Genomic DNA, 14,550 nt, shown 5'->3' with positions numbered 1-14,550 from the left:
GGCTCAGTTGCGCGGCGGGCGGCTTTTGTAGACCGGCATCTGCCAGCCAAACATCAAAGACCCGGCTCGCAACGCCCAGCACACCAGCGCGCAGAGAGCCAGAGAAAACGCAGGCTCTGTCCCCAATCTGGCAGCCAGCACTGCCGTCAGGGCACCTGTAAAGGCGCAGGACACATAAAGTTCGCCCTGTTTCAGCACCAGCGGCACTTCGTTGCAGACCACGTCGCGCATCAGCCCGCCCAGGCATCCGGTGGTCACACCCATCAAAACGACAATGACCCCGGACTGATCCAGCGACAGCGCCGCGCCGGTTCCGGCCGCAACGGCAACCGACAGCGCAAAACTGTCCAGCCAGACCAGCCAGTTATAACGGCTTTCAACCAGATGTGCTGTAAAGAACACCAAGACCGACGCCGCGACTGCGATCAAGATGTAATTCGGCTGCCCGACCCAAAAGATCGGGTGACGATCCAGCAAAAGGTCTCGTACAGTGCCGCCACCGACGGCGGTCAGGCAGGCCATGAAAGCAAAGCCCACCAGATCCAGCTGGGCACGGCTGGCCACCAGTGCCCCTGTCAACGCGAAGATCAGAACTGAGGCATAGTCCAGCAGCGTCAGTGCGGTCACGCCTGTGCCTTTTTCGGTTTGAACGGCGCCATGCCGGCACGAGCCAGTTCATCGGCTTTTTCATTCTCGGGGTGGCCCGCGTGGCCCTTGACCCATTCCCAGGTCACATCATGCCGTTCCTGCGCCTCATCCAGGCGCTGCCACAGATCGACATTCTTAACCGGCTTCTTGTTCGAGGTTTTCCAACCGTTGCGCTTCCAACCGAAAATCCAGCCGGTGACACCGTTCTTCACATAGGCGCTGTCGGTGACGACGGTAATCTTCGACGGCCGCTCCAGCGTTTCCAGCGCGCTGATGGCGGCCAGCAACTCCATCCGGTTGTTGGTGGTCTCGGCCTCGCCTCCGTTGAGCTCACGTTCTTTAAGAACCCTGTCCCCGTCCATCGCGCGCAGCAGCACGCCCCAGCCGCCGGGGCCAGGATTGCCCGAACAGGCGCCGTCTGTATATGCAAACAATTCAGGCATGGGCAAACACCAGAACATATCCATCATACGATCCGGCCAGACCCTTTCCGATGCCGTGGACTGCGCGATTAATCGTGAACCCGGCCTCTTTCAATGCGTCTTCGATTTCAGACTCTGTGTAATAGGTGTAATAGCGATCCAGATCATCGCGGTGCTCACCGGTGCCCAGTTTCATCCCCAGAAACAACTGGCCGCCCGGTTTCAGAGCCCTGTGGATCGATTGCAGATGGCGCGGGAAATCTGCGCGGGGAGCGTGCAGCAGGGAAAAGCTGGCGTAAATCCCGTCATATTCGGCTGTCTCGGTGACGTCATCGAACGTACCCAGATGTGCATCCACACCGTTTACGCGTGCATGTTCGACAAAGGCTGGCGTGGCATCCAGTGCCCGAACTTTCAGCCCCTGACGCATAAGGAAACTGCTGTCCGACCCCGGCCCGGACCCCAGATCCAGTACATAGCCTCCTGCACCGACCGCATCGGCGAAAGCCTGACGAGCCTCAAGCTGCTCGGGCGGCAGGGGGATCTTCAGATATTCGGCCACCTTGTTTGTATAGGCTTTGATCGTACGTTCATCGGTCACAGATACACTCCGACTGCAAGGCTGGCCAAAACGACTGCGGTCAGCAGGATGCGCAACTGCATCCACCAGATCGGTGTAAGGCGCCAGTAGGAAAACAGGGCATCCAGCAACAACAAGCCAACGAACCCATATATCAGATTGGTGCCCGCATTGACCGGCCCGCCCCCTGTCATAGCAAATGCCCAAAGCGCGGGCAGAACCGACAACAGATAACACAGTGCCGCCTTGCTGCCTGACGTCTTGGTGGCAAAGCCCCAGAGAACACCGGATATGAAGCTCAGGATGACCGATCCATAGAACAGTTGCACATAGGGCCCTACGAAACGTGGGCCAAAGGTTTGCGCGCCCCAGGCATTCAGGTCGCCGTTCAGATAGGTCAGCGCGCCCCAGACAAACGGGACAAGTCCCGCCAGTCCCAGATAGAGCGGTGCTTTCGGCACTCCGTTCACGCCGGTTGCCTCAACACGCGGGGGACTTTGAACTCGACGTTTTCAATGGCGGTCTCGACCGGCTCGACGGTGACATCAAAATGCACGCTGAACGCTTCTATCACCTCGTTCACCAGAACCTCCGGGGCCGACGCGCCTGCAGTGACAGCCACGGTCGAGATACCCTCAAGCGCGCGCCAGTCAATCTCGGTGGCGCGCTGGACCAGCTGCGCGTACTGACACCCCTCGCGCGAGGCGACCTCGACCAGGCGGCGCGAGTTCGATGAATTCGGCGCCCCCACAACCAGCAAGGCATCCGCCTTGGGGGCCACGGACTTCACCGCTTCCTGCCGGTTCGTGGTGGCATAGCAGATGTCTTCCTTGTGCGGTCCGACAATGGCCGGGAACCGGGCCTGAAGGGCCGCGATGATGTCCTTGGTGTCATCGACCGACAGGGTGGTTTGGGTGACAAAGGCCAGCTTCTGCGGGTCGCGCACCTGCACCGTGGCAACGTCGTCCACGGTCTCGACCAGCAGCACATCGCCCTCGGGCAACTGCCCCATGGTGCCCACGGTTTCCGGATGGCCCTTGTGGCCGATCATAATCATCTGCAACCCCGCATCCGCGTGGCGCTGCGCCTCGACATGCACCTTGGAAACCAGAGGACAGGTGGCGTCCACATATATCATCTCGCGCTGGGCAGCCTCGGCGGGAACGGATTTCGGCACTCCGTGGGCGGAAAAGATCACGGGGCGATCATCGGGGCATTCCTGCAACTCTTCGACGAAAACGGCCCCTTTGGCGCGAAGGCCATCGACCACGAATTTGTTGTGCACGATCTCGTGGCGCACATAGACCGGTGGGCCCCATTTCTGCAAAGCCATCTCAACGATCTTGATGGCGCGGTCCACACCGGCGCAGAACCCGCGTGGGGCGGCAAGGTAAAGTGTCAGTGGCGGCTTTTTCATCAGGCTGTCTCCTTATGGCACAGGTAAGTCTTTTCCCGGCCTTGGTCCAGACAGGACATCGTCATTCCTCTGACACGAATCGTTGCTAATCAGGTGATGTTTAAGCACCTGTACCTTGTTAAAGAAGCGCGGCCAGGACCGACGTCCTGACCGCGCGATTTTTCCCCATCATGACAGGCCAGTCGCCTTGTTAGCTGTTGCTGGCAACAGCGACGCTGCGATGCTCCGTTGGCATTTCACGCGGCGGGCGACCGATGACATCGCGCAGGTCTTCCAGCTCGATGAAATTGTCTGCCTGGCGGCGCAGTTCGTCCGAGATCATCGGTGGCTGGCTGCGGATGGTCGAAACCACCGATACGCGCACACCCTGCCGTTGCAGGCTGGCGATCAACGGGCGGAAATCCCCATCACCCGAGAACAGCACGATATGATCGACGCGCGGCGCCAGTTCCATGGCATCGACGGTAAGCTCGATATCCATGTTTCCTTTGACTTTCCGACGCCCCATGCTGTCGGTGTATTCCTTGGCCGGTTTCGTGACCATGGTGAAGCCATTGTAATGCAGCCAGTCAACCAAGGGACGGATCGGCGAATACTCGTCGTTTTCCAGCAGCGCTGTGTAGTAGAAGGCCCTAAGAAGCTTGCCGCGGCGCATGAATTCCTGCCGCAGAAGTTTGTAGTCAATGTCGAAACCGAGTGCTTTTGCCGCGGCATAAAGATTCGAGCCGTCGATGAACAGCGCTAGCCGTTCGTCTTTATAAAACATAAATGGTCCCTTCCGGTATAATCCAGTGCGTGCCGCGTTACGTGAGTGAGTGAGTGATAAAATGACGCGCTCTGGTAAGCCTATAATTAGAACTTCTGTCGGTTATCGCAAGTATGCAATGGGTCGAATGTAGGGTATCACATGAGCAAATCCATGCCAAATGCCGTTGTTGCGCTGGGCGCAAATCTCGATTTGAGAGGAAATAGTCCCGCTGTAACACTTCAGAACGCGCTTGACGCGTTACCGCGTCACAATGTGGTGATTCGCTCTGTCAGTCGTTTTTTTGCGACACCGTGCTTTCCCGCCGGGTCCGGCCCGGACTACGTGAATGCCGCGGCGCTGATTGCGACCGAGAAATCTCCGTCGCAGGTTTTGCAGGCGCTGCACGAGGTCGAGCAGGAATTCGGGCGCGAACGGGTGCAGCGCTGGGGGATGCGGACGCTGGATCTGGATCTGGTCTGTTTCGAAGATCAGGTCCTGCCGGATCGCGCCGTGTTCGATCGCTGGCTGACCCTGCCGGCCGAAGCGCAAAGGCAGGAGGCGCCGGATCAGTTGGTTCTGCCGCACCCGCGCCTTCAGGATCGCGCCTTTGTCCTGGTGCCAATGGCCGATATCGTGCCCGAATGGCGTCATCCGGTTCTGGATCTCACGGTCTCCGAGATGATCCAGGCCCTTCCCGCGGCAGAGGTTGAGGCGGTCACGGCGCTGTGATCCGTGCAAATGCAGCATTTCCTGCTTGTCAAGGCGCGGATTCGCGCTTAGATAAACCCCTTCCTGACATGGATTCAGAAACGGAGAGCGCCCAATGGCCCGCGTGACGGTTGAAGATTGCGTAGACAAGGTTCCAAACCGGTTCGAGCTGGTGATGCTCGCCGCCCATCGGGCGCGCGAGATTTCCGCCGGTGCAGCGATTACCGTTGACCGCGATAACGACAAGAACCCTGTCGTGTCTCTGCGTGAGATCGCCGACGAAACCCAAAGCGCAGACGAACTGCGCGAGCGGCTGATCGAGGCCAACCAGACCCAGATCGAGGTTGATGAGCCCGAAGAGGATCAGATGGCGCTGCTGATGGGTGCCGAAACGGACAAACCCGCCATGGACGACATGTCCGAAGAGAAGCTCCTGCGCGCTCTGATGGAGGCTCAAGGGCAGGGGTAAGCCCTGAAGACGAAGGTGCGGACCGGATGATTTCTGCTGACGACCTGATTGCGCTGGTCCGCAACTACAATCCCAAGACGAATGCTGACCGCATTGCGCTGGCCTACGAATTTGGCCAACAGATGCATGAAGGGCAATTCCGTCATTCCGGTGAACCCTATTTCACCCATCCCGTTGCCGTTGCCGCCATCCTGACCGAACAGCGTCTGGATGATGCGACCATCATCACGGCGCTGCTTCACGACACGATCGAAGACACCAAGGCCAACTATGGCAAGGTGGCTGAACTTTTTGGGGATGAGGTCGCCAAGCTGGTGGATGGCGTCACCAAACTGACCAACCTGCAACTGTCCAGCCGCGAGACCAAGCAGGCCGAGAACTTCCGCAAGCTGTTCATGGCCATGTCCAAGGACCTGCGGGTCATTCTGGTCAAGCTCGCCGACCGTTTGCACAACATGCGCACGATCAAGGCGATGCGCCCGGAAAAGCAGATCGTCAAAGCCCGTGAGACGATGGATATCTACGCACCGCTTGCGGGCCGGATGGGCATGCAGTGGATGCGCGAGGAACTTGAAGATCTGGCTTTCCGTGTCCTCAACCCCGAAGGCCGCCAGTCGATCATCCGTCGCTTCATCACCCTGCAACGCGAAACCGGCGACGTGATTCATCGCATCACCGGCGACATGCGACACGAGCTGGAAAAAGCGGGTATCGAGGCAGAGGTTTTTGGTCGCGCCAAGAAACCCTATTCGATCTGGCGCAAGATGCAGGAAAAGGATCAGGGCTTCTCTCGCTTGTCTGACATCTACGGTTTCCGCATCATCACCCAGACCGAGGAAGACTGCTATAGGACTCTGGGTGCCATCCATCAGCGCTGGCGGGCGGTGCCGGGCAGGTTCAAGGATTACATAAGCCAGCCGAAATCCAACGGTTACCGCTCCATCCACACCACGGTTTCTGGCCGGGACGGTAAACGGGTCGAGGTCCAGATCCGTACCCGGCAGATGCATGACGTGGCCGAAACCGGGGTCGCGGCGCACTGGTCCTATCGCGACGGTGTGCGCACCGAGAACCCGTTCGCCGTCGACCCGGCCAAATGGATTTCCAATCTGACCGAGCAGTTCGACAACGAGGAAGATCACGAAGACTTCCTCGAGGCCGTCAAGCTCGAGATGTATTCGGACCAGGTGTTCTGTTTCACCCCCAAGGGCGACGTGGTGAAGCTGCCGCGTGGCGCGACTCCGATCGATTTTGCCTATGCCATTCACACTCGGATTGGTCATGCCTGTGTCGGGGCCAAGGTTGATGGTATCCGCGTTCCGCTCTGGACGCGGCTAAAAAATGGCCAGTCCGTGGACATCATCACCGCCGATGGTCAGACGCCTCAGGTCACGTGGCTGGAGATTGCAGTCACCGGCAAGGCCCGTACCGCCATTCGCCGCGCCCTGCGCGAGGTGGATCGGGAACGATTCATCAAGCTGGGCAAGGAACTGGCCCGTTCCGGGTTCGAGCACGTGGGCCGCAAGGCGACCGACAAAGCGCTCGATACCGCCGCAAAACACCTGCGCCTGAAAGATCGGCACGAGCTGCTGGCCCGTCTTGGCAGCGCCGAACTGACCGCGCATGAGGTGGTTCAGGCCGTCTATCCCGAACTTGCCAAGGACGACGGCGACGCCATTCCGCTGCGTCGTGCCGTGATCGGCCTGGAGCCGGGGCAGAAGTTCGACCGGGCCCCCTGCTGTCAGCCGCTGCCGGGGGAACGTATCGTTGGCATCACCTATCGGGGCAAGGGCGTGGTTGTACATGCCATCGATTGCGACCGGCTCAGCGAGTTCGAAGGCGAACCTGACCGGTGGGTCGATCTGCACTGGCACTCGGGCACCCACCCGGCCGTCTATGGCGCGACGTTGGATCTGACCATTGGCAACGACGCCGGAGTTCTGGGGCGTATTTGCACATTGATCGGCGAGAAAAAGGCCAATATCTCGAACCTCGAGTTTGTTGATCGCAAACCGGATTTTTATCGCCTTCTGATCAATGTCGAGCTGCGCGACCTTGAACAGCTTCACTCACTCATGCTGATGCTAGAGGCGGAAAGCGATGTTGCTGCGGTCGAACGGTATCGGGATCAGGTCAAGACTTCGGTTGCGGCTGGCTGAGAAGGGGTGATCACGGGTGGTATTCAAGCGCCGAGACCGACGCTCTCCAGTCCAGATCGCATCGGATTTCGTCTATCCGCGTGGCGGATGGACCCGCGCCTTCCATTACGTGAAACACCGCGTCCGGCGCTTGCCGGATACCCCTGACCGGATCGCGCGCGGCATAGGGGCGGGTGTTTTCGCGGCCTTTACTCCGTTTTACGGGTTGCATTTTCTTGTCGCCGCCATTGGCGCAAGGCTGATCAAAGGCAATCTTCTGGCCGCGCTCAGCGGCACGTTCTTTGGCAACCCGCTCACGTATGTACCGATTGGGGTGATCTGTCTTCAGACCGGGCATTTCCTGCTGGGCACCGAATACGAAGAAGGCGACACACGGGGGCTGATGGGCAAATTCGCCAATGCCATAGGGGATCTCAAGAACAATTTCTTGGCGTTGTTTACGGATCGCGTGGCCGACTGGCACGGGCTGTCGCAGTTCTACGACGACGTCTTCTACCCCTACATGATCGGTGGGATCATTCCGGGCGTCGTTGCGGGTGTGATCTGCTATTACCTCAGCCTGCCGTTGATACTGACGTACCAGCAGCGCCGTCGCGCCAAGATCAAGGCGAAGTTTGATGAAATCAAGCGTTTGGCCGAAGATTCGGCTGCCGTTTCTTCGGCAGAGCCTCTAGGCTCGGGCCAAAACATGCAAAAGGAATCGAGGGATGTCTGAGAACCATCTGCGTCTGGGTGTGAACATCGATCACGTGGCCACGGTGCGCAATGCGCGGGGCGGGGACTATCCGGATCCGTTGCGCGCCGCGAAACTGGCGGAAGAAGCAGGCGCCGACGGCATCACCGCGCATTTGCGCGAAGATCGACGCCATATCTCGGACGCCGATATCGACGGGCTGATGGAGGTTCTGTCGGTGCCGCTGAACTTTGAGATGGCCGCGACGCCCGAGATGCAGAAAATCGCCTTGCGCCATAAGCCGCACGCGGTTTGCATCGTTCCCGAAAAGCGCGAGGAGCGCACCACCGAGGGCGGTCTTGAAGTCGCGCGCGAGGAAAACAGGCTGGCGCATTTCATCGCGCCTTTGCGTGATGTCGGCTGTCGGGTGTCGATCTTCATCGCCGCCGATCAACGCCAGATCGAGGCCGCGCACCGTATCGGTGCTGAGGTAATCGAACTGCACACCGGCGCCTATTGCGACGCCTATGCCGAAGGCCGTATCGAGGATGCCGAGCGCGAGCTTGAATCGCTGCGCCAGATGTCCTCTTTCGCCCATTCGCTGGGGCTTGAGGTTCATGCGGGTCATGGCCTGACCTATGACACCGTGAAACCGGTCGCCGCTTTCCCAGAGGTCAAGGAACTGAATATCGGTCATTTCCTGATTGGCGAGGCGATCTTTCTGGGTCTGACCCCGGCCATTCAGGAAATGCGCCGCCTTATGGATGAGGCGCGGGCGTGATCACCCCCGGCTTTGTCGCCATCTGGCTAGCCTGGCTGATGGCTGGCGGCTCTCCGGGCCCCGCCACGATGGGCATTGCCGGAACAGCCATGAACGAAGGCCGCACCGCTGGGCTGGCCTTTGCACTGGGCATTTGCGCTGGATCTGCCGCGTGGGGCATTGCCGCCGCGCTTGGCCTGTCGGCGATCATGCTGGCCAATGTCTGGGTGTTCGAGGTGATCCGCTATATCGGCGTAGTTTATCTGGGTTGGCTGGCGCTGAAGGCCCTGCGTCGTGCGATGACCTCGGATGAGGTCGCTTTGGGCAAACCGGTCACGGGTACTTTGCCGACCATCTTTGCCAAGGGCGCGGCCATTCACCTGACCAACCCCAAGGCGATCCTCAGCTGGGGCTCGATCTATGCCATCGTCGCGCCCAATGATGCCAGCCTGTCGATGCTGCTGGGTTATTTCGCCATGCTCTATGCCGGATCGCTTTTGATCTTCATCGGCTATGCATTTCTGTTTTCATCCGAGCGCATGGTCCGCACCTACAGCCGCGCCCGCCGCTGGTTCGATTTCGCCTTCGCCGGGTTCTTTGGTGTGGCGAGTTACAAGATCCTGACGGTGAGATTGTCATGATCCTCGGCATCGGCACAGACCTGGCAAATATTGATCGCATCCAGGGCACGCTCGACCGGTTCGGCGACCGGTTCCGCAATCGCGTCTTTACTGACACCGAACAGCGCAAGGCCGAACGCCGCGCCGACACCGCGGGTACGTATGCCAAACGCTGGGCCGCGAAAGAGGCCTGTTCCAAGGCGCTGGGTACCGGTTTGCGCATGGGCATCGCGTGGAAAGACATGGCCGTCACCAATCTGCGCACCGGCCAGCCCGTGATGCATGTGACAGGCTGGGCCGCCGAACGGCTGCGCGAAATGACGCCTGAAGGGCACGAGGCGATCATCCACGTCACGCTGACCGATGACCATCCCTGGGCGCAGGCTTTCGTGGTGATCGAGGCGCGGCCGCTTCAAGATCTCACCACGCAGCCTTGACTCACCCCCATCGCCCCCGCATGTAGCAGCGAAGCCAAGCAAAGAACTGGAGAGAGCAGTATGGCCGAGGAAGCCAAGACCGGAAATCCCGTCTGGGAGACGATCAAAACCATCGTCTATGCGCTGCTGATTGCCGGCGTGTTCCGTACCCTCTTCTTTCAGCCGTTCTGGATCCCCTCGGGCTCGATGAAGCAGACGCTGCTGATCGGTGATTTCCTCTTCGTCAACAAGATGGCTTATGGCTATTCCTATGCATCCTGCCCCAGCCTGATCATCCCCAGCGTCGGCCTGAATGTGGACGCCGAAGACATCTGTGGCTGGATGAAGGGCGACGACGACAGCCGTATCTGGGGCGGTGATCCGGAACGTGGCGATGTCATCGTCTTTCGCCATCCGGTCACCGGGCGTGATTATATCAAACGCCTGATCGGGTTGCCGGGCGACCGGATCCAGGTCCGCGATGGCCAGATCATCCTCAATGGCACTCCGGTTCCACAGCAGCCCGATGGCGTGTTCACCGAAGTTGCAGAACCACAAGGCCCGCAGCGTCTGCGCCCGCGCTGTGAAAACGGTCCTGTCGGTATTGGCGGCACCTGCGAAAAGTCGCGCCTAATCGAAACCCTGCCCAATGGCGTTTCCTATGATGTGCTGAACATCGGCAACCAGGCATCGGACAATACCGGCATCTATACCGTGCCCGAGGGCAACTATTTCTTCATGGGTGACAACCGTGACAACTCCAGCGACAGCCGTCTGCCGCAATCTGCCGGTGGTGTGGGATACGTGCCTTATGAAAACCTGATCGGTCGCGCCGACCGGATCATGTTCTCGTCTGCCGGCCGTTCGATGCTGTTCTTCTGGACATGGCGGTCGGACCGCTTCTTCAAGGCGGTCAATTGAAGCTTTCGTCTGAGATAAAGGCGTTCCAGCGGCGATTGGGGTATGAGTTCAAAAACCCCGAACTGCTGGTGCGTGCGCTGACCCATGGCTCGGTGTCTTCGTCCACCCGACCAGACAATCAGCGGCTGGAGTTTCTGGGCGACCGCGTCCTGGGCCTTGTCATGGCCACCGCGTTGCTTGAAGCTGACAAAAAAGCCTCCGAAGGCCAGTTGGCCCCCCGGTTCAACGCATTGGTCCGCAAGGAGGCCTGCGCAGATGTAGCCCGCCAGATCGATCTGGGCGCGGTCCTGAAACTGGGCCGGTCCGAGATGCTGACTGGTGGCCGCCGCAAGCAAGCGCTGCTGGGTGACGCGATGGAGGCCGTGATCGCCGCCATCTACCGGGATGCGGGGTTCGAGGCCGCCCGCGATGTCATCCTGGCGCTTTGGGGGGACCGCATCCACGAGGTCGAGGCAGATGCGCGTGACGCCAAGACCTCGTTGCAGGAATGGGCGCAGGCGCGTGGACAAAAGCCGCCCACATACGTCGAAGTCAAACGCAGTGGTCCAGACCACGCCCCGATATTCACCATTGCGGCCCGCCTTCAGGACGGCACCGAGGCACAGGCCACCGCAGGATCCAAACGTCAGGCCGAACAGGCCGCGGCGAAGGCTTTGCTGGAACGGTTGAGTCCGGCCAGCTCGTCCTAGGGGCATGAAGCTCAGACCAGCCCGGAAATCGGACGCCGCCAGCCTGGCCGCGTTGTCGATTGAAGTCTGGATCGGCACATACCTGCGCCATGGCGTAAGTTCTTTCTTCGCCGAGTTTGCATTGTCCGAGTTCACAACCGCACGGTTCGAAACGCTGCTAGAGGAAGGGAGTGATCTTCTGGTGGTGTCTGAAAACCGCGATGGAATCGATGGCTACATTCGGTTGGCAGAGGGCCGTGATCCACCCATTGACGGGCTTTCCGATCTTGAGATCGTGACCTTTTACGTGCAGCCGCGCCACCACGGAAAGGGCATCGGGTCAGCTTTGTTGCAGGTGGCCATTGACCATTGCCGGAACAAAGGCCGCACCGAAATCTGGCTGACGACCAATTCCGAGAACGCTCCGGCCATCGATTTCTACCTGTCCAAAGGCTTCCGTCAGGTCGGCGTCACGGATTTCCGTATCGCAGACCAAGCCTATCCGAACCACGTTCTGGCGTTGAACATGTCACCACCGGGCTAGGGTCAGATTACCCGGATGAACCCGGCCAGTCCGGTTTTCTGGTGTTCTATCACGTGGCAATGAAACGCCCAGTCGCCGGGATTGTCCGCGACCAGCGCGACGTCGACGGTCTCGTCTTTCAACAAAAGCATGGTATCGGACAGCAACGGTGGCAGTTTGCGCAGGTTCGACGTCAGCGGAACGAAGGCCAGCCCGTGCAGGTGGATCGGGTGCAGGTTGGGCGATTCATTGCGCAGTCGCAGAACATAGCTCTTGCCCCGTTGCAGCACGGCCATTGGCCCGGTTCCCTGCGCCGCATCGCCTGGCCAGGGCGTGCGGTTGATCGACCAGAAACTATAGCCCAACGACCCGCAGAACCCGTCATTCGGGGCGCCGCCTTCCGGGGTCCAACCGAACACGAATTCATGCAACTCGGCCTGACCCAGATCAGGGCGCGCGACTGGGTTTACCTGCAATGGGCGCAGCTCTTGCAGGTCTCTTGCAATGGTTTTGCCCATAGCCCGCAACCGGACCATAGTGAGGTGTTTCTGCCCGGGAAACTTGGCTACCAGCAGGGCTGACTGCCCCTCGTCGTCCGGCATCCGAACCGCCAGATCCACCCGTTGACCCGGGGCAAGCAATAGCGGCTTGGCTGCTGTGGGCAGTGTCACGTCAATCTCAACCGGATGACCATCCCATGCGATGATCCGGACCTCGGCCCCTTCGGGATGCAACGTGTAGATACGGGTCGTGTCCGTATTGACCACCCGTACGCGCACCAGACTGCCCGCGGCGTGGTCATACGCTGCTTCGCTCTGCCAGTTGGCGGTCTGCACGTTGCCAAACGTGCCTGCCCGCGCAGCGCCGCGGGCAGTATAAGCCGGGAGAAACGCTCCATCTTCGTCCAGTCGGAAATCCCGCAGATTGATCACCTGCTCGCTGTCGAATCCCGGGTCTTCCGGTTCGGCAACCACCATCACACCGGTCAGCCCTCGGGCCATCTGGTCCATCGTCATGCAATGAGGGTGATACCAATACGTGCCCGCATCCGGCGGTGTGAATTCATAGGTAAAGCTCTCGTTTTCGCCGATGGGCATCTGGGTCAGGTAGGGTACCCCGTCCATCTCGTTGCGGATGCGCAGCCCGTGCCAATGCATCGCAGTATAATCGGGCAGGGTATTGCGCACCGTCAGACGCAGTGTTTCGCCCTGACGCCCGTAAAGAACCGGTGGTGGCGCATCTGGTGACAGGCTGACCATCCCTGTGGTCAGCTGATCGCGCAACCGATAGCTGGCAGGTTGCAACACCAGCTCCTGCGCAGCATCGCTGGCCGTCAGAGGCAACGCTCCCAATCCCAAAACACTTGCAGCGGCGCTGCTTCCAAGAAGAAACTCGCGACGTTTCATGAAAACCTCACTGAACGGATTTGATGCCGGGCTGGGAATGGCTGGGCGTCTGCGTTCATCTGACATCGAAATCGCATGGCCGCAATGCGACAAATCCCTCTGGCCCGTCGAAGCTTTCTGCTATAGGGGTGCGCACTTGCAAACAGGATCGCCAGACTCATGACCACACGCGCCGGATTTATCGCCCTGATCGGAGAGCCCAATGCGGGTAAGTCAACCCTGCTGAACCGCATGGTCGGGGCCAAGGTTTCGATCGTGACTCATAAGGTGCAGACCACCCGCGCGCGTATCCGCGGAGTGGCGATGGAAGGCGACGCGCAACTGGTCTTCGTCGACACGCCCGGCCTGTTCAAACCCCGCCGCCGCCTGGATCGCGCCATGGTAGCTGCTGCATGGGGCGGGGCCGCAGATGCGGACGTCGTTGTCCTGATGGTTGAAGCGCATCGTGGTATCACCGAAGGGGTTGAACGCATCCTCGAAGGTCTGGAAGAGATCGGGCAGGGCCGCACCATCGCGTTGGCGATCAACAAGATCGACAAGGTGCCGTCCGAAAAGCTGCTGGCGCTGACCAGTGACCTGAACGCACGCTACCCGTTTGCCGAAACCTTCATGATCTCGGCTGAAAAGGGCCACGGCGTCGAGGACCTGCGTAAGTGGCTGGCCTCTGAACTGCCTGAAGGCCCCTGGCTCTATCCCGAAGATCAGATCGCCGATCTGCCCCTGCGCATGATCGCCGCGGAAATGACGCGCGAGAAACTTACTCTTCGCCTGCATCAGGAATTGCCCTATCAGCTGACTGTCGAGACCGAGAACTGGGAAGAACGCAAAGACGGCTCTGCCAAGATCGATCAGGTCATCTATGTCATGCGTGACGGCCACAAAGGCATCGTGTTGGGCAAAAAGGGCGAGACCATCAAGGCCGTCAGCCAGGCTGCGCGGGCAGAACTGGAAGAATTCCTCGACCGCAAAATTCACCTGTTCCTGCAAGTGAAGGTCCGGCCCAACTGGCTGGAAGAATCCGAGCGTTACTCGGAAATGGGTCTGGATTTCAAAGACGGAAACGCATGACCCGTCTGACGGCCGAGTTCTGGGTCCACGCCTATCTGGCGCGGCTGCGATTTCAGGATATCCCGGCCTATGTGGTGGCCCATGGCGATGACACGGCAGGCGCAGTTCTGGTCAAGCTGAACACGCTGGATGGACAGGCCGTTGCGTTCCAACGCAGCTTTGATCTGATGAGTGGTGAACGAAAATGGGTCGAACTCTCGTCTGGCCCGGAGGGCCACGTGGACCAGGCCATCCAGCGTCAACGTGGCTTTGACCCGGACCTCTGGGTGATTGAGGTCGAAGACCGGCAGGGGCGGCACCTGCTGGGCGAAGAGGGGCTGGAGTGACCACGATTCAGAAGGGTC

General features: G+C 59.8%; 19 protein-coding genes. 12 read left to right on the top strand and 7 right to left on the bottom strand.

Annotation, left to right across the window (positions count from 1 at the left end; translation table 11 throughout):
• Positions 1-3: 3 nt before the first annotated feature.
• From AC2FFA_RS14025 to AC2FFA_RS14000, 6 genes are all read right to left on the bottom strand, one after another.
• Positions 4-627: a trimeric intracellular cation channel family protein gene (locus AC2FFA_RS14025; RefSeq protein WP_117869879.1), complete on the bottom strand. Its 624-nt coding sequence runs from the start codon at positions 625-627 to the stop codon at positions 4-6.
• Entirely contained in the window at positions 624-1,091 is a 468-nt protein-coding gene (gene rnhA / locus AC2FFA_RS14020; RefSeq protein WP_496852060.1) for a ribonuclease HI, read from the bottom strand. Before rnhA ends, AC2FFA_RS14025 begins: the two co-directional genes overlap by 4 nt.
• Positions 1,084-1,671: a class I SAM-dependent methyltransferase gene (locus tag AC2FFA_RS14015; RefSeq protein ID WP_496852059.1), complete on the bottom strand. Its 588-nt coding sequence runs from the start codon at positions 1,669-1,671 to the stop codon at positions 1,084-1,086. The genes rnhA and AC2FFA_RS14015 overlap by 8 nt, the downstream gene beginning before the upstream one ends.
• Positions 1,668-2,120: a DUF3429 domain-containing protein gene (locus AC2FFA_RS14010; protein ID WP_496852058.1), complete on the bottom strand. Its 453-nt coding sequence runs from the start codon at positions 2,118-2,120 to the stop codon at positions 1,668-1,670. Before AC2FFA_RS14010 ends, AC2FFA_RS14015 begins: the two co-directional genes overlap by 4 nt.
• A complete protein-coding gene (ispH, locus tag AC2FFA_RS14005) occupies positions 2,117-3,067 on the bottom strand; it encodes a 4-hydroxy-3-methylbut-2-enyl diphosphate reductase (RefSeq protein ID WP_496852057.1) in 951 nt (316 codons plus the stop codon). Before ispH ends, AC2FFA_RS14010 begins: the two co-directional genes overlap by 4 nt.
• Before the next feature lie 190 nt (positions 3,068-3,257).
• Positions 3,258-3,833 carry a LabA-like NYN domain-containing protein gene (locus tag AC2FFA_RS14000; protein WP_117869875.1) on the bottom strand — a complete coding sequence of 192 codons (576 nt, stop codon included), beginning with the start codon at positions 3,831-3,833 and terminating at the stop codon, positions 3,258-3,260.
• A gap of 141 nt (positions 3,834-3,974) precedes the next feature.
• On the opposite strand from AC2FFA_RS14000, the gene folK reads away from it, so the two are divergent.
• The 10 genes from folK to AC2FFA_RS13950 all read left to right on the top strand — a co-directional run bounded on the left by folK (position 3,975) and on the right by AC2FFA_RS13950 (position 11,753).
• Entirely contained in the window at positions 3,975-4,544 is a 570-nt protein-coding gene (gene folK / locus AC2FFA_RS13995; RefSeq protein ID WP_496852056.1) for a 2-amino-4-hydroxy-6-hydroxymethyldihydropteridine diphosphokinase, read from the top strand.
• A 94-nt stretch (positions 4,545-4,638) separates the two neighbouring features.
• Positions 4,639-4,992, top strand: coding sequence for a DNA-directed RNA polymerase subunit omega (rpoZ, locus tag AC2FFA_RS13990; protein WP_117869873.1), 354 nt, complete (start codon positions 4,639-4,641; stop codon positions 4,990-4,992).
• A gap of 26 nt (positions 4,993-5,018) precedes the next feature.
• The gene (locus AC2FFA_RS13985) at positions 5,019-7,151 is read left to right on the top strand and encodes a RelA/SpoT family protein (protein ID WP_117869872.1); all 2,133 of its coding nucleotides are present in this window, start codon (positions 5,019-5,021) and stop codon (positions 7,149-7,151) included.
• A gap of 16 nt (positions 7,152-7,167) precedes the next feature.
• The gene (locus AC2FFA_RS13980) at positions 7,168-7,866 is read left to right on the top strand and encodes a DUF2062 domain-containing protein (protein ID WP_496852055.1); all 699 of its coding nucleotides are present in this window, start codon (positions 7,168-7,170) and stop codon (positions 7,864-7,866) included.
• Positions 7,859-8,605: a pyridoxine 5'-phosphate synthase gene (locus AC2FFA_RS13975; protein ID WP_496852054.1), complete on the top strand. Its 747-nt coding sequence runs from the start codon at positions 7,859-7,861 to the stop codon at positions 8,603-8,605. Before AC2FFA_RS13980 ends, AC2FFA_RS13975 begins: the two co-directional genes overlap by 8 nt.
• Positions 8,602-9,225, top strand: coding sequence for a LysE family translocator (locus tag AC2FFA_RS13970; RefSeq protein WP_496852053.1), 624 nt, complete (start codon positions 8,602-8,604; stop codon positions 9,223-9,225). Before AC2FFA_RS13975 ends, AC2FFA_RS13970 begins: the two co-directional genes overlap by 4 nt.
• Positions 9,222-9,641, top strand: coding sequence for a holo-ACP synthase (acpS, locus tag AC2FFA_RS13965; protein WP_117869868.1), 420 nt, complete (start codon positions 9,222-9,224; stop codon positions 9,639-9,641). Before AC2FFA_RS13970 ends, acpS begins: the two co-directional genes overlap by 4 nt.
• A gap of 60 nt (positions 9,642-9,701) precedes the next feature.
• The gene (gene lepB, locus AC2FFA_RS13960; protein WP_117869867.1) at positions 9,702-10,541 is read left to right on the top strand and encodes a signal peptidase I; all 840 of its coding nucleotides are present in this window, start codon (positions 9,702-9,704) and stop codon (positions 10,539-10,541) included.
• A complete protein-coding gene (gene rnc / locus AC2FFA_RS13955; protein ID WP_299900525.1) occupies positions 10,538-11,230 on the top strand; it encodes a ribonuclease III in 693 nt (230 codons plus the stop codon). Before lepB ends, rnc begins: the two co-directional genes overlap by 4 nt.
• Positions 11,231-11,234: 4 nt before the next feature.
• Complete coding sequence (locus tag AC2FFA_RS13950; protein WP_496684989.1) at positions 11,235-11,753, top strand: GNAT family N-acetyltransferase; 519 nt, start codon at positions 11,235-11,237, stop codon at positions 11,751-11,753.
• Between the two features lie 2 nt (positions 11,754-11,755).
• Here the strand turns inward: AC2FFA_RS13950 and AC2FFA_RS13945 are convergent, their stop codons facing one another.
• On the bottom strand, positions 11,756-13,138 hold the full coding sequence (locus AC2FFA_RS13945; protein WP_496852052.1) for a multicopper oxidase family protein: 1,383 nt from the start codon (positions 13,136-13,138) through the stop codon (positions 11,756-11,758).
• A gap of 159 nt (positions 13,139-13,297) precedes the next feature.
• Here AC2FFA_RS13945 and era point away from each other — a divergent pair, with 159 nt between their 5' ends.
• Positions 13,298-14,206, top strand: a complete 909-nt coding sequence (era, locus tag AC2FFA_RS13940; RefSeq protein WP_117869864.1) for a GTPase Era — start codon at positions 13,298-13,300, stop codon at positions 14,204-14,206.
• Complete coding sequence (locus AC2FFA_RS13935) at positions 14,203-14,532, top strand: DUF1491 family protein (RefSeq protein WP_496675890.1); 330 nt, start codon at positions 14,203-14,205, stop codon at positions 14,530-14,532. The genes era and AC2FFA_RS13935 overlap by 4 nt, the downstream gene beginning before the upstream one ends.
• Positions 14,533-14,550: the final 18 nt, after the last annotated feature.

Source organism: Ruegeria sp. YTSB088 (assembly GCF_059609825.1).
This window is presented reverse-complemented; position numbering and strand designations above follow the sequence as displayed.

Excerpts from the sequence above, each read along its gene's own strand:
- rpoZ (WP_117869873.1), top strand. The coding sequence starts at position 4,639 with ATGGCCCGCGTGACGGTTGAAGATTGCGTAGACAAGGTTCCAAACCGG.
- AC2FFA_RS13935 (WP_496675890.1), top strand. The coding sequence starts at position 14,203 with ATGACCCGTCTGACGGCCGAGTTCTGGGTCCACGCCTATCTGGCGCGG.
- era (WP_117869864.1), top strand. The coding sequence starts at position 13,298 with ATGACCACACGCGCCGGATTTATCGCCCTGATCGGAGAGCCCAATGCG.
- ispH (WP_496852057.1), bottom strand. The coding sequence starts at position 3,067 with ATGAAAAAGCCGCCACTGACACTTTACCTTGCCGCCCCACGCGGGTTC.
- AC2FFA_RS13945 (WP_496852052.1), bottom strand. The coding sequence starts at position 13,138 with ATGAAACGTCGCGAGTTTCTTCTTGGAAGCAGCGCCGCTGCAAGTGTT.
- AC2FFA_RS14000 (WP_117869875.1), bottom strand. The coding sequence starts at position 3,833 with ATGTTTTATAAAGACGAACGGCTAGCGCTGTTCATCGACGGCTCGAAT.
- folK (WP_496852056.1), top strand. The coding sequence starts at position 3,975 with ATGAGCAAATCCATGCCAAATGCCGTTGTTGCGCTGGGCGCAAATCTC.
- AC2FFA_RS13985 (WP_117869872.1), top strand. The coding sequence starts at position 5,019 with ATGATTTCTGCTGACGACCTGATTGCGCTGGTCCGCAACTACAATCCC.
- lepB (WP_117869867.1), top strand. The coding sequence starts at position 9,702 with ATGGCCGAGGAAGCCAAGACCGGAAATCCCGTCTGGGAGACGATCAAA.
- rnhA (WP_496852060.1), bottom strand. The coding sequence starts at position 1,091 with ATGCCTGAATTGTTTGCATATACAGACGGCGCCTGTTCGGGCAATCCT.
- acpS (WP_117869868.1), top strand. The coding sequence starts at position 9,222 with ATGATCCTCGGCATCGGCACAGACCTGGCAAATATTGATCGCATCCAG.
- AC2FFA_RS13950 (WP_496684989.1), top strand. The coding sequence starts at position 11,235 with ATGAAGCTCAGACCAGCCCGGAAATCGGACGCCGCCAGCCTGGCCGCG.
- AC2FFA_RS13975 (WP_496852054.1), top strand. The coding sequence starts at position 7,859 with ATGTCTGAGAACCATCTGCGTCTGGGTGTGAACATCGATCACGTGGCC.